This window comes from Micromonospora sp. NPDC047740 (assembly GCF_043204735.1).
Lineage (GTDB): Bacteria > Actinomycetota > Actinomycetes > Mycobacteriales > Micromonosporaceae > Micromonospora.
In genome coordinates, this window is the sequence record NZ_JBIDCT010000020.1 from 86,660 (window position 1) to 106,794 (window position 20,135).

Annotated in this window: 16 protein-coding genes; 6 read left to right on the forward strand and 10 right to left on the reverse strand. The window is 73.5% G+C overall.

Annotation, left to right across the window (positions count from 1 at the left end; genetic code table 11):
* Positions 1-54 precede the first annotated feature (54 nt).
* Genes ACGF4F_RS30155 through ACGF4F_RS30165 form a run of 3 tightly spaced genes read left to right on the forward strand, consistent with a single transcriptional unit; the run spans position 55 to position 3,067 of the window.
* Entirely contained in the window at positions 55-1,173 is a 1,119-nt protein-coding gene (locus ACGF4F_RS30155) for a saccharopine dehydrogenase NADP-binding domain-containing protein (RefSeq protein ID WP_393082559.1), read from the forward strand.
* Positions 1,170-2,303, forward strand: a complete 1,134-nt coding sequence (locus ACGF4F_RS30160; protein ID WP_357441795.1) for a Gfo/Idh/MocA family oxidoreductase — start codon at positions 1,170-1,172, stop codon at positions 2,301-2,303. Before ACGF4F_RS30155 ends, ACGF4F_RS30160 begins: the two co-directional genes overlap by 4 nt.
* Positions 2,300-3,067, forward strand: a complete 768-nt coding sequence (locus ACGF4F_RS30165; protein WP_393082562.1) for a thioesterase II family protein — start codon at positions 2,300-2,302, stop codon at positions 3,065-3,067. Before ACGF4F_RS30160 ends, ACGF4F_RS30165 begins: the two co-directional genes overlap by 4 nt.
* A gap of 7 nt (positions 3,068-3,074) precedes the next feature.
* Here ACGF4F_RS30165 and ACGF4F_RS30170 read toward each other — a convergent pair whose 3' ends face one another.
* The 6 genes from ACGF4F_RS30170 to ACGF4F_RS30195 all read right to left on the reverse strand — a co-directional run bounded on the left by ACGF4F_RS30170 (position 3,075) and on the right by ACGF4F_RS30195 (position 9,706).
* Positions 3,075-4,700: an AMP-binding protein gene (locus ACGF4F_RS30170; protein ID WP_393082565.1), complete on the reverse strand. Its 1,626-nt coding sequence runs from the start codon at positions 4,698-4,700 to the stop codon at positions 3,075-3,077.
* A complete protein-coding gene (locus ACGF4F_RS30175) occupies positions 4,697-5,713 on the reverse strand; it encodes a methyltransferase (RefSeq protein ID WP_357441791.1) in 1,017 nt (338 codons plus the stop codon). The genes ACGF4F_RS30170 and ACGF4F_RS30175 overlap by 4 nt, the downstream gene beginning before the upstream one ends.
* 66 nt (positions 5,714-5,779) lie before the next feature.
* Positions 5,780-6,127 (reverse strand): MmcQ/YjbR family DNA-binding protein, encoded by a 348-nt coding sequence (locus ACGF4F_RS30180; protein WP_357441789.1) that lies wholly within the window; start codon positions 6,125-6,127, stop codon positions 5,780-5,782.
* Positions 6,128-6,162: 35 nt separating this feature from the next.
* Positions 6,163-7,266 carry an acyl-CoA dehydrogenase family protein gene (locus ACGF4F_RS30185; RefSeq protein WP_393082569.1) on the reverse strand — a complete coding sequence of 368 codons (1,104 nt, stop codon included), beginning with the start codon at positions 7,264-7,266 and terminating at the stop codon, positions 6,163-6,165.
* Between the two features lie 30 nt (positions 7,267-7,296).
* The gene (locus ACGF4F_RS30190; RefSeq protein WP_393082572.1) at positions 7,297-8,454 is read right to left on the reverse strand and encodes an acyl-CoA dehydrogenase family protein; all 1,158 of its coding nucleotides are present in this window, start codon (positions 8,452-8,454) and stop codon (positions 7,297-7,299) included.
* Positions 8,455-8,506: 52 nt separating this feature from the next.
* Entirely contained in the window at positions 8,507-9,706 is a 1,200-nt protein-coding gene (locus tag ACGF4F_RS30195) for a cytochrome P450 (RefSeq protein WP_393082575.1), read from the reverse strand.
* A 156-nt stretch (positions 9,707-9,862) separates the two neighbouring features.
* On the opposite strand from ACGF4F_RS30195, the gene ACGF4F_RS30200 reads away from it, so the two are divergent.
* Entirely contained in the window at positions 9,863-11,137 is a 1,275-nt protein-coding gene (locus ACGF4F_RS30200; protein ID WP_393082578.1) for a condensation domain-containing protein, read from the forward strand.
* Positions 11,138-11,223: 86 nt separating this feature from the next.
* On the opposite strand, the gene ACGF4F_RS30205 is transcribed toward ACGF4F_RS30200, so the two are convergent.
* Complete coding sequence (locus ACGF4F_RS30205) at positions 11,224-11,577, reverse strand: VOC family protein (RefSeq protein WP_073834315.1); 354 nt, start codon at positions 11,575-11,577, stop codon at positions 11,224-11,226.
* 203 nt (positions 11,578-11,780) lie between these two features.
* On the opposite strand from ACGF4F_RS30205, the gene ACGF4F_RS30210 reads away from it, so the two are divergent.
* Complete coding sequence (locus ACGF4F_RS30210; protein ID WP_357441780.1) at positions 11,781-12,806, forward strand: acyl-CoA dehydrogenase family protein; 1,026 nt, start codon at positions 11,781-11,783, stop codon at positions 12,804-12,806.
* 86 nt (positions 12,807-12,892) lie between these two features.
* Here ACGF4F_RS30210 and ACGF4F_RS30215 read toward each other — a convergent pair whose 3' ends face one another.
* The 3 genes from ACGF4F_RS30215 to ACGF4F_RS30225 all read right to left on the reverse strand — a co-directional run bounded on the left by ACGF4F_RS30215 (position 12,893) and on the right by ACGF4F_RS30225 (position 18,868).
* Positions 12,893-16,810: an amino acid adenylation domain-containing protein gene (locus tag ACGF4F_RS30215; RefSeq protein ID WP_357441778.1), complete on the reverse strand. Its 3,918-nt coding sequence runs from the start codon at positions 16,808-16,810 to the stop codon at positions 12,893-12,895.
* 250 nt (positions 16,811-17,060) lie between these two features.
* Positions 17,061-17,297, reverse strand: coding sequence for an acyl carrier protein (locus ACGF4F_RS30220; protein WP_073834367.1), 237 nt, complete (start codon positions 17,295-17,297; stop codon positions 17,061-17,063).
* Between the two features lie 44 nt (positions 17,298-17,341).
* On the reverse strand, positions 17,342-18,868 hold the full coding sequence (locus tag ACGF4F_RS30225) for an aldehyde dehydrogenase family protein (protein ID WP_393082584.1): 1,527 nt from the start codon (positions 18,866-18,868) through the stop codon (positions 17,342-17,344).
* 150 nt (positions 18,869-19,018) lie between these two features.
* Between ACGF4F_RS30225 and ACGF4F_RS30230 the strand changes: the two genes are divergently transcribed.
* On the forward strand, positions 19,019-20,077 hold the full coding sequence (locus ACGF4F_RS30230; protein WP_357441776.1) for an MBL fold metallo-hydrolase: 1,059 nt from the start codon (positions 19,019-19,021) through the stop codon (positions 20,075-20,077).
* Positions 20,078-20,135: the final 58 nt, after the last annotated feature.

Consider the following 20,135-nt stretch of genomic DNA (forward strand, 5'->3'; position numbering starts at 1 on the left):
GCTTTTGGGGGCCGGCGGTTCCACAACACCGGGCGCGGTCGGCGAGGGCTCCCGGTGACCGGGCCGGCCCCCGTGGTGGGCGTCGTCGGCGCGGCCGGCGCGGTCGGCGCCGCCGCCGTGGCCGAGCTGCACCGTCGGGGCCGGCACGCGCTGCGCCTCGCCGGCCGCCGCCGCGCCCCCCTCGACGCGCTGTGCCACGGGCTCGCCGCCACCGGCGGTTCCCCGCCCACCGCCGAGGTCCTCGACATCGCCGACACCGACGCGCTGCACCGCTACTGCGCGGGCTGCGACGTCGTGCTCAACTGCGCCGGCCCGGCCTACCTCGTCGAGGACCGGGTGGCGCGGGCGGCGCTTGCCACCGGCGCGGACTACGTCGACGCCGCTGGCGACGACGTTCTGTGGGAGCAGGCGCGGGCCCTGCTGGCGCGGGCGCCGGGGCGGACCGCCGTGATCTCCGCCGGCATGATGCCCGGCCTGAGCGCACTGCTACCCCGCTATCTCGCCGCCACCCTGCTGGACCCGCCGCGCGCGCTGCTCGGCTACCTCGGCGGTCGCGACCGGTTCACCGCCACCGCCGCCGCCGACTACCTGCGCGTGGGAGAGGGGTTCGGCCAGGCGGGGGCGGCGCTGACCGGGGGCGGGCGAGCGCGGCACCCGCTGCCCACCCGCACAGACGCCGAGCTGCCGTTCTTCCCGGAGCCGGCCACGGCCGTGCCGTATCTGAGCACCGAGCTGGAACGGGTGGCCCGGGTCCTGGGCGTCACCGACGCCACCTGGCACTCCGTCTTCGCCGGCCCGCACGTCGCGCAGGTGCTGCGGCAGCCCCCAGCCGGCGGGAACGCCCCCGAGGCACTGTGCCGCGCCGCCGAGCTGGACGCCTTCGGGCGCGCCACCTACCAGCTGATCGTCGTGGAGCTGACCACCGTCGCCGGTGCCGCGCACACCGTCGTGCTGCGCGGCGACAGTGCCAGCTCGCTCACCGGCGCGTTCGCGGCCGTCGCCGTGGCGGCGCTCACCGAGGGGACCCTGGCCGCCGGCCTGCACCACGCGGGGGAGGCGCTCGACCCGCAGCTCGCGGTAGACCTGCTTGCCGGCTCGGCCGCGGTGAGCGGCCTGACGGTGTTCGACGGCGAAGCCGCCCACGCCGGCGGCCACGTGGAGGAGGCACTTTGACGCAGCGTCCCCGGGTCGTCGTCTGCGGCGCCCGATTCGGCCAGGTCTACCTGGAGGCGTTCCGCAACCCCGACCTGCCCTTCGAGTTGGCCGGAGTGCTCGGCGCCGGCAGCGAACGCTCCCGCGCCTGCGCCCGCCGCTACGACGCGCCGCTGTACACGAACCCGGAGCAGCTGCCCGACGACATCGACATGGCGTGCGTGGTGATCCGGGGCGGCCTGCTCGGCGGCCGGGGTTCGGAACTGGCCCGCGCGCTCATGGCCCGCGGCATCCACGTGCTGCAGGAACACCCCCTGCACCACGACGAGCTGGCGGAGAACCTGCGCGCCGCCCGCCGGCACGGCGTCGTCTACCACCTGAACCCGTTCTATACCCACGTCGCCCCCGTACGCCGGTTCGTGGCGGCGGCGCAGGAGCTGACGCGGCGGCAGCGCCCGCTTTACGTCGACGCGGCGGCCGGGTTCCAGCTCGCCTACTCCCTGTTGGACATCCTCGGGCAGGCCCTCGGCGGGGTGCGGCCGTTCGCCTTCGGCGACCTGCCCGAGTCGGCCCCGCCGGTGCGCGCCGCGACCACCCTGGACATCCCGTTCCGCAGCCTCGACGGGGTGCTGGCGGGGGTACCCGCCACCCTGCGTGTCCAGAACCAGATGGACCCCGCCGACCCGGACAACTACGCCCACCTGATGCACCGGATCAGCATCGGCACGGAGGCCGGCAACCTGACCCTGGTCAACACCCACGGGCCGGTCGTCTGGTCCGCGCGCCCCGACTTCCCCCGCGAGGTCGCCGACCCGAACGCCGACCCGCACTACGCCACCATGCCGGACGACGCGCAGGCGCCCAGTGCCGTCGTGCTCGGACCGGACACCGTGCCGTCGTACCGGCACATCTTCCGCAGCCTGTGGCCGGCCGGCATCGCGCACGCCCTCACCGAGCTGCACCAGGCCGTCCGGGAACGGCAGGACCCGCTGCGCCGCGGCCAGTACCACCTGTCGCTGTGCAAGCTGTGGCAGGACCTGACGCTGCGGCTCGGGCCGCCGGAGCTGCTGTCGTCCACCCCGCCCCGGCCGCTGACCGACGACGACCTCAAGGCCATCGCCGCCGCCGGTGACGAGGCGGCGCGGCCGTGAGGGCGACCGTGGCGGCCGCGTCCTGGCTGCGCCGCTACCGGCCGCGTCCGGCCGCGACCCGACGCCTGGTCTGCTTCCCGTACGCCAGCGGCAACGCGACCTTCTATCGGCAGTGGGCCGTGCGGCTGTCCCCTGAGGTCGAGGTCGTCGCGGTGCAGTATCCCGGCCGGCTGGACCGCATCCACGAGCCGTGCGTGCGGGACATGGCCACCATGGTCGACGGGATCGTCGCCGCGCTGCAACCGCTGCTGGACACCGACTTCGCCCTGTTCGGCCACAGCATGGGCGCCGCCGTCGCGTACGAGGTGGCGCACCGGCTCGAACACGGCCTCGGCGTTTCGCCGCGCCGGCTGGTCGTCTCCGGCCGCCCGGCCCCGCAGCACCACCGGCCGGGCGTCAAGCACCTCGGCAGCGACCAGGAACTGTGGGACGAGCTGCGCCGCCTCGGCGGCACCACCGACGAGGCGCTGGCGCACACGGAGTTGCGCAACGCACTGCTGCCCACGCTGCGGGCCGACTACCGCCTCGTCGAGACATACCGGCCCACCCTCGGCGCGCCGCTGTCGGTGCCGGTCACCGCGATCACCGGCGACGAGGACCCGGAGGCGCACGTGCCCGACGTCGCCGACTGGCGGCGCTGCACCACCGGGGAATTCCAGCTCCGGGTGCTTCCCGGGCACCACTTCTATCTGATCGACCGGCAGGCCGAGGTGCTCGACCACGTCAGCGAGGCGCTCGGGCTGCCCGCCGGCCAGCCCCGCTGACCGCAGGTCACGTCGCCGCCGGCACCCCCGCCGGCCGGTCATCCGTCGCCGGCACACTGAGGTCGAGCCGGCCGGCGAGGTAGTCCTGCCACATGAGCCGGCGGCGCGGCTTGCCGCTGCTCGTGCGCGCCACCGCACCCACCGGCACGACCACCGGCTCCACCGGCACCCCCTCCGCGGCGGCGGTGGCCGCGTCGCACGCCGCCGGCAGCCAGCCCGGCTCGGGCCGGGCCAGCAGCAGGACCACCCGAGGCGTGTCGCCGACCTGCCCGAGCAGGGCCGTGATCCGCCCGGCCGGCGCCCCGCAGGCCGAAACCGCCGCCGCCTCGATGTCCTCGGCGAGCAGCATCCGGCCGCGCACCTTGACGCCGTCGCCGAGGCGGCCCAGCACGAACAGCTCCCCGCTGTCGAGGAAACCCGCATCGCCGGTGCGTACCTCGCCATCGAGCAGCCGGGTGCCGCTGACGGTGCGGTCCGCGACCGCCGGCAGGTAGCCCGCCGCCACGGACGGGCCGCGCACCACGATCTCGCCGACCACGCCGTCGGGAACGGCTCGGCCGTCGTCGTCCACCACCGTCACCCGCGCGCCGGCGAGCGGGCGTCCGCAGCCCACCACCTCGCCCCGGTCGACGGTGGCGGTGCGCCAGCCGGTGTCCAGCGGCACGCCAGTCACCGACAGCGTTGCCTCGGCCAGCCCGTACGCGGGCAGCAGCGCCTCGCGGCGTAGCCCGTGCGGAGCGGCGAAGCGGGCGAACTCCGCCAGCAGCGCCGGCGGGATCCGCTCCGCGCCGACGATCACCGCCCGCCAGGCCGAGAAGTCCATCCCGGCCAGCGCCTCGCGGGGCACCCGCCGGACGATGTGGTCCAGTCCGAAGGCCGGCATCGCGGTCAGCCGGGCGCCGCGCCGGCCGAAGCACTCCAGGTAGCGCAGCGGCCGGCGGACGAAGTCGCCCGGCGACATCAGCCACAGGTCCGACCCCGTGGCCACGGGCGCCAGCAGGCAGCCCACCAGGCCCATGTCGTGGTGCACGGGCAGCCAGGAGGCGGTCGGGTCGTCGGGCGTCATCCGCAGCCACCGCTGGATGCCGGCGACGGTGGCCGCCAGCGCCGGATGGGGCACGCGCACCCCGCGCACCCGTCCGCTGCTGCCCGAGGTGAACTGCACCAGCGCCAGCCCGGCCGGCCGGGGCGTCGGCGCCCAGCGGCCGTCGGCGGCGGCGAGCAACTCCTCGCCGTCGTGCGCGGGCACGCCCGCCTCGGCGCACACGTCGGCCACCAGGGACAGCGCGGGGTCGTGCACGACCAGCCGCGGCGTGCTGGCCCCCAGCACGCCGCGCAGGTGCTCGGCCCAGCGTGCCCGGTCCCCAAAGGGCGGCGGTGGCGCCACCGGCGAGGCGGCGGCGCCGGCCAGCATGGTGCCGAACAGCAGCCCTACGAACCGGGGGCCGGTGGTCTCCACGATCGACACCACGTCGCCCGCGCCCACCCCGGCGCCGCGCAACACCCCCGCGTACCGGCGCACGAGGTCCGCCAGCTCGGCGTACGACCACAGCCGCCACGACCCGTCGGGCTCGGCGAACCGGATGCCGCGCCGGTCGTCGGGCCGGTCCAGCCAGCCGAGCGGACCGGTCACGCGGGCGCCGCCTCGATGATCGGGAACATGGGGGTGGAGACGTTGCGGACCAGCCGTAGCCCGGCCCGGCCCAGCAGTTCGCCCTGCTGCTCGAGGGTCCGTGCGCCGCCCGCGGTGAGGGTGTGCATGAGCAGGTCCATGCGGCGCGCCAGGGTCGGCACCTCGGCGTCCTGCCGTCCGGCCTCCATGACGAACAGCCGGCTGTGCGGCGTCATCGCGGCCCGGACCCGGCCGAGAATGCCCACCACCTCGTCGTCGCTCCAGCTGTAGAGGATGCGCTTGAGCACGTACGCGTCGCCGCCGGGCGGAATCGGCCCCTCCAGGAAGCTGCCCGGCACCACCTCCACCCGGTCGGCGACCCCTGCCGCGGCCAGGACCTCGGGGGCGTTGGCCACGACGCCCGGCAGGTCGAACAGCACGCCCCGGGCGCCCCGGACCCGGCGCAGCAGGCTGGCCAGGAAACCGCCGTTGCCGCCGCCGACGTCCACGATGCTGGCGAAGCGCCGCCAGTCGCAGGCCCGCAGCACCGCCAGCAGCTCCATCCCGGTGACCCCGCTCATCACCTTGTCGAACGCTTCCCCGTCCTCGGGTTGGGCGCTCAGGTGCTCCCACATGGACCGGCCGTGCACCACGTCGAACGCGGGCCCGCCGGTGCGGATCGACTCGGCGAGCCCCTCCATCGCCCGGGTACACGCCACGGGCGACAGGAAGATGTCCCGCGCCGAGTACGGGTGCCCCTCGCGCAGCAGGTCCGACAGCGGGGTCAGCGCCACGCCATCCGGCTCCACCAGCTCGAACAGCTCCCGGGTCGCCAGGTACTCCAGCGTCTTGCGGAGGGTGGGCTCGTGGGTCCCGGTCACCCGGGCCAGCCGGGACATCGGCACCGGCCCGTCCACCAGATGGTCGGCCACGCCGAGCAGGCAGACTGCCCGGATGGTGTACGGCAGGAGGTAGTCACCGAGTTCGAGGAGCTTGAAGATCGACTCGGCGTCAATGGTGCGCCTGGTGCCCAAGGGTGTCTCCGTCCCTTCGCGTGATGCTCCGGCGGCGCCGGGCCATCGGAATCGCGTGACGGGGCGTCAGGAAGCGCCGGCCTCGTCCAACTCGGCCTGCAACTTCTTGGACGCGAGCCGGCGCCACGCATCGGTGATCAGTTCTCGCAGCTGCGCGGGGTCGACCGTCGCCAGTTCGACGAAGGTCCAGCCGTTCTGCCCGTACCTGTTGTTCGGCGCCGAGAAGGTCGCCGGGTCCTCGCTGATGAGCGCCGCCTGCTCGGCGACGTCGATGCGCATCCCCATCACCCCGGGCTTGGGAAGGGTGCAGAAGATCTTGTTGCCGACGCGGAAGTCGGTCACGTCGAAGTGCGCCGACTGGTGCGCTCCGGGAAGCGACAGGGCGATGCTGCTGACGGTTTCGGGGCTGACCACTCCGACCTCCTCGGTTGTCGACGGACGGCTTCACGCTAACGCCCGTCCAGCGTGGTCGGGGTGATCCCGCCCGCGTCGCCGCGCCGCAGCAGCCGCTCCGCCACCCGACCGTGCGGATCGTCGCCGAACCCCGGGAAGGCGTCCAGCCACAGCGCCCGGCGCAGCCACCGGTGCAGCGGGTACTCCCACGTCACCCCCATCCCGCCCGTGATCTGCACGGCGGTCTCGCAGGTGCGCACCGCCGCGTCGCGCGCCACCAGCACCGCCTCGTCGACCGCCTGCGCGCACGCCAGTGACCCCTCGGCATCGTTCTGCACCAGCCAAGCGGCCCGGTACGCCAGCGACCGGGCCAGCTCGGTGCCGACGTACGCGTCGGTCAGTTGGTGCGCCACGGCCTGGAAGCTGCCGATCGGCCGCCCGAACTGCTCCCGCTGGCGGGCGTGGGTGACGGCCATGTCCAGCGCGCCCGCCGCGACCCCGACCGCCTCGGCGGCCAGCAGCGCGCCGCCACGCAGCCGGGCCAGACGCGCCACCTCCGGCGTGCGGGCCGGCTCGGTGAGCAGCCGCGCCGGCGTGCCGTCCCACCGGACCTGGGCCATCCGGCGCAGCGTGTCCAGCGTCGACAGCTCCTCCACGACCAGCCCTGGGGACCCGGTGTCGCAGGCGAACACGGCCGGCCCCTCCTCGGTACGGGCCCGTACCACGACGCAGCGCACCGCGCCCGCCTGCGGCACCGCCGGCACCTGCCCGGTCAGGGACCAGCCCCGACGCGAGCGGGTGGCCCGCACGGTCCCGGCGCCGGTTGGCGCGGCGCCGTCCGGGGCGCCGTCGGCGAACGTCGCCGGCACGGTCAGGGGCTCTCCGGCGGCCCGCGCGTACGGCGCGGCCAGCGCGACCGTCGTCCACCACGGCGTCGGGTGCAGGCACCGCCCGCTCTCCTCGGCCAGCAGCGCCAGCTCGACCATGCCCAGGTCGTCGTCCAGCCAGCCCTGCCGGATCAGCTCGGGCCAGGCACCCGCCTCGCTCCCGCCGGGGCCCTCCGCCAGCGCGCACACCCGCGTCGCCGGGTAGCGTCGCTCCAGGTGGTCGCGGGCGGCCCGGCGGATCTCCCGCTGCTCATCGGTGAGGGCAAAATCCATGGTCTTCTCCGTGTCGTCGCCGGCCGGTGGTCACTGGCGGGATCTGGGCAGGTCCAGCACGCGCTCGGCGACGATCCCGCGCAGGATCTCGGAGGTGCCGCCCTCGATCGTGTTCGCCCGGCTGCGGAGCCGCTGCCGCTGCCAGTACCCGTGCCAGGCGGCGTCACCGCTGTCGAGCAGCGCCGCCGGGCCCTGTACGCGCAGCGCGAGCGCGCAGACCCGCTGGTGCAGCAGCGACCATTCGAGCTTGAGGATGGACGCCTCCGCGCCGGGCTCGCCGGAGCGGCGCAGCGCGGCCAGCGACCGGTAGCCCGTGTACCGCAGCCCCTGCAACCGTGCGTGCAGCGTGGCCAGCTCGCGGCGGACGGCCGGGTCGCCGTCGGCGCCGACCTCTCGCACCAGCCGCAGCAACCGGTCGAACTGCGCGACCAACCGGGCGGTGAGGGTGACCCCGAACGTTCCCCTCTCGTGGGCCAGCGTGGACAGCGCCACCGACCAGCCCCTGCCGACCTCGCCCACGACGTCGGCGTCGCCGACCGGGGCATCGGTCAGGATGATCTGGTTGAAGTCGGTGTCGCCGTTGAGCTGCCGCAGGGGCGACACCTTCACCCCCGGCGCCCGCATGTCCAGCAGGAAGCACGTCAGCCCTTGGTGCTTCGGCTCGGCGGGGCCGGTGCGGGCCAGCAGCAGGCAGTGGTCGGCCAGGTGGGCGTAGGAGGACCAGACCTTCTCGCCGTCGAGCAGGTAGCCGTCCGGCTCTGCCCGCCGGGCCGTGGTGCGCACCGCGGCCAGGTCCGAGCCGGCCTCCGGCTCCGAGAACCCCTGGCAGAACAGGGTACGACCGGACAGGATGCCGGGCAGGTAGCGCGCCTTCTGCTCGTCGGTGCCGTGCGCGATGAGCGTCGGACCGACCATGTTCATTCCGATGATGTTGATGTGCTCCGGCGCGCCGGCGCGGGCGGTCTCCTCGGCGAAGATGGCCTGGTGGGCGGCGGTCAGGCCCTGGCCGCCGTACTCTTTCGGCCAGGTGATGCCGGCGTAGCCGGCCTCGGACAGGTCGTGGCTCCACTCGCGCAGCTGCGCGGTGCTCCACGTACGGGACGGGTCGTCGTCCGGCAGGCGGGACCGTAGCCACTCGCGCAGCCCGGCGCGGAACGCGGCCTCGGCCGGGTCGTCGTGCAGGTTCAACGCCGTCCTCGCTTCCTGGCGGCCGGGTGCGGGCGCCTCGTGCTGGTCACCGTCACGCCGCGCGCACCGTGAGCGGCACGTGGTCGTACGTGCGGAAGTTGAAGCGGGGCCGGCGTACCGGCTCGCCGTCGAACTCGATGGCGCTGGTGCGGCGCAGCAGCCGGTCGAACACGGCGACGCCCTCGGCGCGGGCCAGGGCGGCGCCCAGGCAGTGGTAGACGCCGGCCCCGAAGCTGAGGTGCTGGTTGGGTCGGCGGCCGACATCGAAGCGGTCCGGCTCGCCGAACTGCTCCGGGTCCCGGTTGGCCGACCCGACCAGCAGGTAGAGGACCCGGCCGGGGCGGACCGTTCGGCCGGCGACCTCCACCGGCTCCACCGGGCTGCGCATGGTCACCTGGATCGGCGCCTCGTAACGCAGCATCTCCTCGACCGCGGTGGCGGTGCTGGCGGTGCCCGCCCGTAGCCGGGCAAGCTGGTCGCGGTGCTCCAGCAGGGCGACCATGCCGTTGGAGATCATGCCCATCGACGTCTCGAAGCCGGCGTAGAAGACCGTGATGGCGTTGTCGACGATCTCCTCGCGGCGCAGCCGCTGCCCGTCCGACTCGGTCATGGCCATCCGGGTCAGCAGGTTGTCGCCGCCGGGGCCGTCCTCGACGAGGTCGCCGAGGTACGCGCGCAGCCAGCGCAGCGAGCGAACCGCCTCGCCGACGTCGCGGTCGCTGCGGAACGCCACGTCGCTGAAGGCCCGGACCAGCTGTGCCGCGTGCGGCCACAGCAGGGCCCGGTCGGCCGCCGGCACCCCGAGCAGATCGCAGATGACCATCAGTGGGAAGGGCAGCGCAAGGTCGGCGACCAGGTCCATCCGGCCGGTCGCCAGCACGGGTTCGAGCAGGTCGTCCACGAGGGAGGTCATGCGTTCGCCAAGCCGCCGGACCAGGCCGGGGCTGAACGAGCTGACCAGGACCCGGCTGGCGAGCCGGTTGCGTTGGCCGAGGTTCTGCCCGGACAAGAAGCCGCTCAGGTCCGGGTCCCCGACGGTGAAGCGGTAGTACTGCTCCGGCAGGGTCTTGGTCAGCCGCTGGTCCCTGAGCAGGGCGGCCACCTCGCGGTAGCCGGGGACCACCCACTGCCCCGGCCCGTTGCTCAGCACGGCACCGGTGCGGCGCAGCCGCTCGTACGTCGGGAACGGGTCGGCCAGCAGCCGCGGGTCCGAGACGTCGAAGCTGACCCGTGGCGCGCGAACGGCTGTCATAGGGGCCTCCCGGCGGACCGGTACGGCGTGCACCACCCGCGTCCGCCGCCGATTATTCGGGCTCCCCGAAACTCGTGTCAAGGAGTGTTTGCGGAGACTGTTGAAGTATCTGCCGGACACTCGTAACCACGCGCTTGCTGCGGTAGCGTCGCCGGCATGCGAGAGGAACCGGCTTCGGTGGGTCAACGCCTCCTGTGGCTGATGGACCACTATCGAGGGCAGCAGAACTCACTCAACGAGCAGGTGGTGTGGCACCTGCGCGGGGACTGCGACATCGCCGCCCTGCGCCGCGTCGTGGACCGGCTGCACGAGCGGCACGAGTCGCTGCGGACGACGTTCGTCGCTCGGCGGCGCCAGCTCGTCCAGGTGATCAATCCGCCGCGCCCGGTCGAGCTGCTTCGCGTGGACGTGTCCGGGCACGCCGATCCCCGGCGGGCCGCCCGCGAGCACATCGCCGCCGAGCTGACCACCGCCGTGGACATCGGCGTGTGGTCCACCCGGCCCACGCTGATCACCGTCGGCCCCGAGCACCACATCTTCGTGCTGACCATGCACCACTACGTCAGCGACGACTGGTCCAACGCGCTGCTGTCGCGCGACGTCCGCGCGCTCTACCACGGCGAGGAGCTGCCGGAGGTCGGATGGCAGTACGCCACGTGGGCGGCATGGCAGCGGGAGCTGATCTCCGGGCCGGATTCGGGGGCCCTGTTCGGCCACTGGCGCGGGCAGCTCGACGGGGCGCGGCTGGTGCGCCTGCCGGAGCGCGCCGAGGTCCCCCGGGGCCCCGGCGAGCCGGCCTGGGTGTCGGTGGAGCTGACCATCGACCCGCACGTGGCGCAAGGGCTGCACCAGCTCGCCCGCAAGCAACGCACCACCCTCTTCCCGGTGATGCTCTCCCTGTTCTACCTGGTGCTGCACCGGGCCACCGGCCAGTCGGACCTGACGGTCGCGTCGCTGTTCGCCAACCGCAGCCGGCCGGAGGTCCGCGACACGGTCGGCTTCTTCGTGTCCATGGTGCTGCTGCGGGGCCGGGTGGTCGCCGCCGAGCCGTTCACCGACCTGCTCCGGCAGGTGCGCAACGTGGTGATGGAGGGCCTGCGCCACCAGGAGCTGCCGGCGCAGCTGCTGCCGCCCGGGACGGTCACGGGGGAGGGCCGTACCGACGACGTCATGTTCCAGCTGCTCGGGTCGTTCGTGCCGAGGGCCGACATGAGCGGCGACGAGCTGGACGACCTCGAAGCGCAGCTGGAGCGCAGCCGGTTCGCGCTGGAGTTCGTCGTCGTACCCCAGGGCGACGCGCTCACCGCCGTCGTCATGTGCGACCGCGACCGGTTCACTCCGGACTGGGCGCGGCAGCTCGTCAAGGACTACGTGGAGCTGGCCGCGGCGGTGGTGACGGACCCGGGCCGCCTGCCGGGCACGCCTTCCTGAGGCGCGGATGCGTGCCACGGCGGTGCATCGGGGCCGGCGGGCGGCCGGCGCGCCGCCGACCACCCCCGTCGCATCCGGACGGCCGGTCACCCGGCCTTGGGCAGCTCCCGCAGGCCGAAGGCCACGCCCTGGTTGTCGCGGCACTCGGCGAAAGCGCCGTACTGCGGGCTCGGCGGCCGCAGCGGGCCCACCTCGCCGCCCAGCTCCTTGACCCGCTCGACGGCCTTGGCCAGGTCGTCCACCCCGAAGTAGACGATGATGTGCGGGGGGTCGGTGTCCGGGTGGGAGCCGGCCTCCAGGCCCGGGGCCGCGCCCGGCATCTCGATGTACGACCCGTGGGTGAGCATCGTGAACTTCCAGCCGAACAGCGCCTCGTAGAACTCCCGGGTGCGTTCGGGGACCGGAACTGCGAACTCGATGAACGAAGGTTCTCCTGCCACGGCGCCCTCCGGTGCGTGATCTGTCAGGGGAGATGTCCTAGCATCATAACGGGTATTGGCTCGTCTTCCGCAGACGCACGAGGATACTAGTGAAGGCGAGTTCCGGTGGCTGGCGGGCCAGCCACCGCGGCGGCCGACGCGCCACCGGGCCCGTGGGCCCGCACCACCGGCCCCCGAGGGCCCCATGAACGGAGGGCACTGCTGTGACTGTCTCCATCGACGAGTCCACGAGCCTGCGGCAGGCGCGCGAGATCGCCGACGAGGCGCTCTTCCCCGCCGCGCTTGCGGTCGACGGCGCCGACCGCGTCCCGATCTCCCACCTGGACCTGCTCGCCGAGCAGGGCTTTTACGGACTGGCCGCGCCCCCGGAGTTCAACCGCCTCGACCTGCCGAGCTTCCCAGCGGTGTGCCGCGTCATCGAGACGCTCGCCAGCGGCTGCCTCACCACCACGTTCGTCTGGGCCCAGCACCACAACGCGGTGATGGCGGCGGCCAACACCGGCAACGCCCAGCTTCGTGCGGCCTGGCTGGAGCCGCTGGCCACGGGGCGGCGCCGGGCGGGACTGGCGATCGGCGCGGCGGTGCGGCCCGGTCCGTCAGCGCTGGTGGCGACGCCGGCCGACGGCGGGTTCCTGTTCTCCGGCGCCGCGCCGTGGGTGAGCGGCTGGGGCCTGATCGACACGATCTACGTGGCCGCCCGGCTGCCCGACGACACGCTGGTCTTCGCCCTGGTCGACGCCGCGACGAGTGGCACGCTGGCCGTCGAGCCGTTGCGGATGTCGGCGGTGAACGCCAGCAGCACGGTGACGGTCACCTTCGACAACCACTTCGTGCCCGCCGACCGCGTCGCCAACCAGATGCCGCTCGAGGCGTGGCGGCAACGCGACCCGGCGACGCTGCGGTTCAACGGTTCCCTCGCGCTCGGGGTGGCCGACCGGGCGATCGAGCTGGCCGATGAGCCGCGGCTGCGCCAGCAGCTCGACGCCGTCCGGGACCGCCTCGACGCCGCCGACCCGGACACCATGCCCGCGGCCCGGGCTGCCGCCTCGGAGCTGGCGCTGCGGGCCAGCGCGAACCTCGCCGTGGCCGCCGGCAGCCGCGCGGTTCTGCTCGATCAGCACGCCCAGCGCCTGGTGCGGGAGGCGACCTTCCTGCTGGTCTTCGGCTCCCGCCCGGGCATCCGCGATGCCCTGCACACGGCGTTCGTCACCTCCGGCGGCGTCGCCTGACACCCCGGGGCGGCGTCGCCGGGCGCCGCCCCGGGGCTGGGCTCGCGACGCGCACGACCGGCGTCGCGGGCCTGCGCGCGTCCGGCCTACGGCATCCGGTCGACCAGCTGGGCCACGGCCTGCGCCTGATCGCGGTTCACCACCGTGAAGTGGTCGCCCTCCAGCACGTGGAAGCGGGCCTGCAGCGCCGCCGCGGCGTGCCGCAGCGGCGACAGGTAGCCCGCCGCCGGCCCGGTCAGCCCCCGCGCCGCCTCCACCACGTCCAGCTCCAGACCCTGCTCGGCGACGAACGAGTACCGCAGCAGCGCCCGGGTGTTGGCCTCGAAAACCCGGTACATGTCGTGCAGCTCGGCGTACGTCACCGACTTCAGCTCCTTGAGCTGCGGCGGCGGCGCCGCCCACGTCCGGCGTAGCGTCTCCTGGACAGTGTCCGTGGCGCACGGGTCGCTCGGCACCTCCACCGGCGCGCCAGCCAGGTTGTGCAGGAACGCCTGCACGAGGGTGGCGTCGTCGACCGGGCGGCCGGTGCCGCAGCCGACCCAGGGGTCGATGAGCACCACCGCACAATTCCGTCCCTGCCACCGCAGCCGCCGGGCCATCTCGTACGCCACCACGCCGCCCAGCGACCAGCCGGCCAGCCGGACCGTCCGGTCCGGTGGCTCGTTCGCGATGACCGGCGCGAGTTCCGCCAGGTAGCGGGTGGCCAACTCCTCGATGGTCACGCCCGGCTGCGCCGGGGACGGCGCGGACAGGCCGAGCACCCGGTGCCGCTGCGCCAGCTCGGCCACCAGCGGGCGGTAACACAGCAGGTCGCCGCCGACCGGGTGCACCAGGATCAGCGGGCGGTGCCCGTTGTCGGCCAGCGGGACCAGGCTGCGCGCCGGCCCGGTGCCGCCTGCGGCGTCGAGCAGGGCGGCGAGCTCCCCGACGGTGCCCGAGGTGTACAGCGTGGCCAGCGGCAGCCGCCGCCCCAACTGCTGCTCGATGCGGTTCATCAGGCGCGCCGCGAGCAGCGAACTGCCGCCGTAGGCGAAGAAGTCGACGGCGCGGCCGACCTCCGGCACGTCCAACAGCTCCTGCCACAGCGCGGCCAGGGCCCGCTCGGTGGCGGTGCGGGGCGCGTCGTCGCCGACCTGCCGGGCGGCCCCCACGGCGGCGGCCCGCTCGGCCAGCTGCCGCCGGTCGACCTTGCCGTTGGCGGTCAGCGGCAGCCGAAGCCGCACGTCGATGCTGCGCGGCACCATGTAGTCCGGCAACCGGGCCTCAAGGTGGGCCTTCAGCTGCGCGACCAGCTGCTCGGCCGGGGTCTGCGAGGCCACGAAGGCGACCAGCGACACGGCCCGTCCGTCGGTACGGGTGACCACGGCGGCGTCAGCGACCGCCGGATGAGCCAGCAGCGCCGCCTCGATCTCGCCGAGTTCCACCCGGAAGCCGTTGACCTTGACCTGTGGGTCCTCCCGGCCCAGGAACTCCAGCGTGCCGTCGGGCCAGTAGCGGGCCCAGTCGCCCGTGCGGTAGATCCGTTCCTGCCGCCGGGGGTGCACGAGGAACGACGCGGCGGTCAGGTCCCCGTCGCCCAGGTAGCCCAGGGCGAGGCCACGCCCGCCGATGAACAACTCGCCCGGCACCCAGTCGGGGCGGTCCATCAGGCGGGCGTCGAGCACCTGGAAGCGCTGGTTGCGTAGCGGATGGCCGTACGGGATCGAAATCCAGTGCGGGGGCACCCGCACCGGCACCGGGTGGTAGTTGGACCAGATCGACGCCTCCGTCGCGCCCCCGAGGCTCACGCACGCGGCGTGCGGCGCGATCTCCGCCAGCTCCGCGCCGAGGTTGATCGGCACCCAGTCGCCGCTGACCATGGCCAGCCGCAGCTCGGTGAGCGAGTGCCGGCCGCTCGTGCGTACGAACTCAACGAACATCGCCAAGTAGGCCGGGACGCTGTTCCACACCGTGACCCCGGCGGCCAGGCACAACTCGTAGAGGTGGGTGACCTCCCGTTCCTGCCCGGGTGTCGGCACGACCACCGCCCCGCCCGCGGCCAGCATCCCGAACACGTCCCACACCGACAGGTCGAATGTGTAGTCGGAGACGGCGAGCACCCGGTCGCGGGGGCCGAGGCCGAACCGCTCGTTGATGTCGACCAGCGTGTTGACGACGCTGCCGTGCGAGATCATCACCCCCTTCGGCGTGCCGGAGGTGCCGGACGTGAAGATTACGTACGCCAGCGACTCCGGGTCGACGTCCACCGCCGGCCGCGCCGCGCCGTCCTGGCAGGCGATGGCGGTGGCGATGTCGACGGTCCGCGCTCCCGGGTACGGCTCCTCGCCCTGGACGCTGCGGTCGGCCAGCAGCACCCGTAGTCCGCAGATCTCGGCCACCTGCTCCCGGCGTCGGCGCGGCCACCGCGGCGAGACCGGCACGTACGCGGCCCCGGCCATCAGAACCCCGATCAACGCGATGATCTGGTGCGCACCGCGCAGCGCCTGCACACCGACCACCTCGCCGGGCCGTACCCCGGCGGCGACGAGTTCCGCCGCGACGGCGCTGGCCTGGTCGCGCAGCTGCGCGTAGGTGATCTCCCGGCCGCCGGCGATCACCGCGAGCCGGTCCGGCTGTCGCTCGGCCTGCTCCTCGAAGAGCTCGTGCATGGTGACCACCCGGGCCGGCGCCGCCGTGTCGTTGACCTGCTCGCGGATCTTGAGCTGGGCCGCCGGGGTGAGATCGAACGATTCCGTCCCCCACGCCTCGTCCTCGGTGGCCAGCCGGATCAGCAGGGACCGGTACGCGGCGAACATGTCGTCGATCATGCCCGCCGGGTAGAGGTCGTCCGCGCTGTCCCAGGTGGTGACCAGAGCGTTGCCGGCCACGAACACCTGGTGGTCCAACGCGACCTGCGGCGTGCGGACCTTGCCCTCCAGCCGCTGCCAGCCGAGGTGTTCCAGGAAGACCCCGGTGTCCGCCTCCCCGACGCCGAGCATGCTGGTGAACACCACCGGCATCAGCGCGTTGCGGGCGTTGCCCTGCCGCTGGTTGAGCTGCCGGATGACGGAGACCCCGCTGAAGGAGGAGTGTTCCATGTCCTGAAGCAGTTGCCGGCGCCAGGCGCGGGCCCGGTCGAGGAAGGTGTCGCCCGCGCCGCCCTGGCGGCACTCCATCAGCAGGGTGCTGCTGAAGTTGCCGATGATCTTGTCGGCGTCCGGGTGAAACGGCAGCCGGTCGCCGTACATGATGTTGATGGTGAAGTCGGGGTTTTTCGACCAGTGCCGCAGCACCTCACAGAACGCCGCGCCGAGCACCATGGTGCCCGTGAGTCGACTCTTCCTGATGCGCGCGGCCAGGCTGGTCCACTGTTCGGGGGTGAGCTTGAAGACCCGGCGCACGAGGCGGGGGCTGGGGTCGCCGGTCATCCGGCGGCGGGGCAGCTCCGGCGCCGCGGGCAGGCTGTCCAGCCGGTTGAGCCAGTAGCGGCGGGCCCGCTCGTGCTCGTCGCTGTCCTTGCGCCCCTCGAACTCGCTGCGGTACTCCCGGAAGGTGTACCGCAGCGGGGGCAGCGACTCGCCGTTCAGCAGCGCCCGCAGCTCCTGGGCGAAGATCTCGCCCGAGAATCCGTCGATGGCCAGCAGCCGCGCGCACACCTGCACCACAACGTGGGTGTCCAGGGCGAAGACGAAGACCTCGAACGGGGCGTGCCCGTCGCGCGGTGGCCCCTCGTCGTAACAGCGCTCCCGATTGCGGGTGAGGATCCGTCGCCACACATGCTCCGGCTGGCCGCGTAGCGACCGGTAGATCAGCGGTACGGGAAGCTCGTCCTGGACGTGCAGCAGGCCCGTCTCGTCGAAGGACGCCCGGAGCATCTCGTGCCGGCGCATGAGCTGGTGCAGGGCCGCGCTGAACGAGCGGACATCCAGCTCCTGGCAGGCGTACTCCTCGTAGAACAGGGCGGGGCCGCCGAGCTGGAAGTCGCCCAGCTCGCCGAGCAGGTACGCGTACTGCAGGTCGCTCATGGGCGCCGAGCGGGTGCCCGAGGCGTCCGCGCGGGACGCTGCCGACCGCGGGGCCGGTGGGACGATGGCTGACGATGGGTGGTGCTCCGGTCCCGTGATGTCCATTACGTTCCCCCCAGGATGGTCGATTGTGGACAAGGTGGTACAAATAATCTGACCGGAGATGTGCTCCGGACGGTCCCGTGGAATGTGGTCGACCGGCGATGCCCGGCGACCGGGCAAGAGGGCGCAGGGAGGCGAGCGGCGGGGGCTATCGCGCGGCGGCGGCCCGCAGTTGGTGCACCGCCTCGGTCAGTTCCGCCGGGGTGGGCCGGTCGAAAACCTCGATCATCGGCAGTTGTACGCCGAAGACGATGTTCACCCAGTGCACGATGGCCGCCGCCGCCATCGAGTCGCCTTCGAGGTCGTCGAAGAAGTCGGTATCCGGGCGCACCTGGCGGCCGAAGATGTTCTCCCAGATGTCGACCATCTGCTGTTCATTTGTCACGATGCCTCCCCATGACGTGCCCGGCCGCCGAATGCGGCCGGTGCTCACCTCGGAGCAGGTACCGCCCCCCATGGGCGGGTGCCCAGGTCATTGATCAGTGTCTTTGTCTCCAGAAAGGCGTCAACGCCCGCCCTGCCCATTTCACGTCCCCAGCCCGATTCCCGCATTCCGCCGAAGGGCAGTGCCGGATCGAGAACGTGCCAACTGTTGACCCACACGGTGCCGGCCCGCAGCCGGCGGCCGACCTGGTGCGCCAGCCCCAGGTCGCGGGTGAAGACGCCGGCGGCCAGCCCGTACGGGCTGCCGTTGGCCAGCGCCACTGCCTCCTCCACAGTGTCGAAGGCCTGCGCCACCAGCACCGGGCCGAAGACCTCCTCGCGGGCCACCGGCGCCTGCGGGTCGGCCCCGGTCACCACCGCCGGGGTGCAGAAGAAGCCCGGCGAGTCCGGCGCCTGGCCGCCGGTGACCCGCGCGCCGCCGTCGCGCGCCGAGCGCAGGTACGACAGCACCCTCGCCCGGTGCTCCGCGGATATCAACGGCCCCATGTCCGTGTCCTGGTCCAGGCCGTCGCCGAGCCTGATCGCCGCGGCCCGCTCCCGGATCCCCGCGACGACCTCGTCGAACACCGGCCGCTGCACGTACAGCCGGGACCCCGCCACGCAGGTCTCGCCCTGGTTGTAGAAGATCGCATGGGCCGCGCCGTCCATCGCCCGAGCCAGGTCGACGTCGGCGAACACGATGCTCGGCGACTTGCCGCCCAGCTCCAGGGTCACCCGGCGGAAGTCGGCGGCCGCGGCCTGGACGATGCTGCGCCCGACCTCCGTCGACCCGGTGAACGTGACCTTGTCGACGCCCGGCTGCGCGGCGAGCGCTGCGCCGGTGTCACCGTCGCCGGTGACGACGTTCAGCACGCCCGCCGGCACGCCCGCCTCGCGCACCAGCTGTCCGAGCAGCAGCGCGGACAGCGGCGTCTGCTCGGCTGGCTTCAGCACCACGGTGCAGCCCGCTGCCAGGGCGGGCGCCACCTTCGCCGCGGCCATGTAGAGCGGGAAGTTCCACGGGATGATGGCCGCCACCACACCCACCGGCTCGGGCATGGTCAGGGCGACATGCCGCTCCGGGCTGGCGGTGTAGAGCGAAGCGTTCTCGCCGTTCAGCCGGCCGGGCCAGCCGGCCATGTAGTGGAACACCGCGGCGGCGGCCGGGACGTCGCCCGCCCGGGCCACCCGCAGCGGCTTGCCGTTGTCGAGGCAGTCCAGCAGAGCCAGCCGGTCGGCGTGCGCGAGGATCAGGTCGCCGACCCGGTGCAGCAGCCGGGCCCGGGCGGCTGGGGACATCCGGTGCCACCGGGATCCGGGCTGGCCGGCGGCGCGCGCCGCGGCGACGGCCCGGGCCACGTCCGTGGCATGGGCGTGGGCGACCGTCGCAAGTGTCTCTCCCGTGGACGGACATACGGACGTCAGCAGACGACCGTCGTTCGCGGGCGACCACTTGCCTCCGATGAACAACTCTCGAGGTAATTCGTCCAGACAGGACATACGTGGCCTGTCGGTGTCTGTGGTCGCCGACATGCACGACACGCTAGCGCAAATACCACGCTCGGCATACGGTCAATCGGACGTAGCTATGTGCGTAACAGGCCGCCAGACTCAATCTTTCCGACGAAAACATCGGGGTAGGGCATGAGGTATCCGCGGAGTGTTTATCGCGTCTTTGACAGGATGCTTGCCAAGAAGCGTGGTGGGCGCAGCTGGCCGACCAGCTTCGCCGACCGGCTGACCCATCCGGTGCCCGACTCCCGGGCGGTCCGCAAGCTGATCACCGAGGGCGGGATGCGGCCCGACCTCAGCCAGGTCGACCGGATTCCCGTCCACCCCACCGCCGACCGACTGCCGCCCGCCGGCGCGGGCGAGGTGGTGGCGACCTGGGTCGGCCACGCCTCATTCGTGCTCCAGATCGGCGGGCTCGTGGTGCTCACCGACCCGGTGTGGTCGCGCCGCATCCCCGGGGTGCGGCCGCGGTTCACTCCGCCCGGCCTGCGCTGGGAGGCCCTGCCCCCGGTGGACGCCGTCGTCATCAGTCACAACCACTTCGACCATCTCGACGCGCCCACCATCCGCCGGCTGCCGCGCCGCGTGCTGATGCTCGTGCCCGGCGGCCTCGGCTGGTGGTTCCGCCGGCTGGGGTTCACCTCCGTGGTGGAGCTGGACTGGTGGGAGAGCGCCCGCCTCGGCGCGGTGGAGTTCCAGTTCGTCCCGGTGCACCACTGGAGCCGCCGGACGCTCTTCGACGGCTGCCAGAGCCTGTGGGGCGGCTGGATGCTGGCGGCCGACGCCGGCCCCGCCGCCCGGGCCGGCGCCGACCCGGTGGACCCGGCCGCCGACGCCGGTGCCGGCCCCACCACCGGGGTCGGACCCCTGCGTGTCTTCTTCGCCGGGGACTCCGCCTACGGGCCGTACTTCGCCGAGATCGGGCGCCGCCACGGCCCGGTCGACCTCGCCCTGATGCCGGTCGGCGCCTACCTGCCCCGCTGGTTTATGAAGCCGCTGCACATGAGCCCACCCGAGGCCGTGCGCGCCTGTGGCGACCTGGGCGCCCGACGGATGGCCACCATGCACTGGGGGACCTTCGCGCTCTCCGCCGAGGCGCCGTTGGCTCCGCTGGAGCAGGCCAGGCAGGCGTGGCAGGCCAGCGGGCGGGCCGCCGAGGACCTGTGGGACCTGGCGGTGGGGGAGAGCCGTACCCTGCACCGCGCCGTGACCACGCCGGCCGCCGGCTGACCGGCGCCGGCCAGAGCGGCTCGCGATGGCGCCCGGGTGCGGTCCCACCGCACGCGGG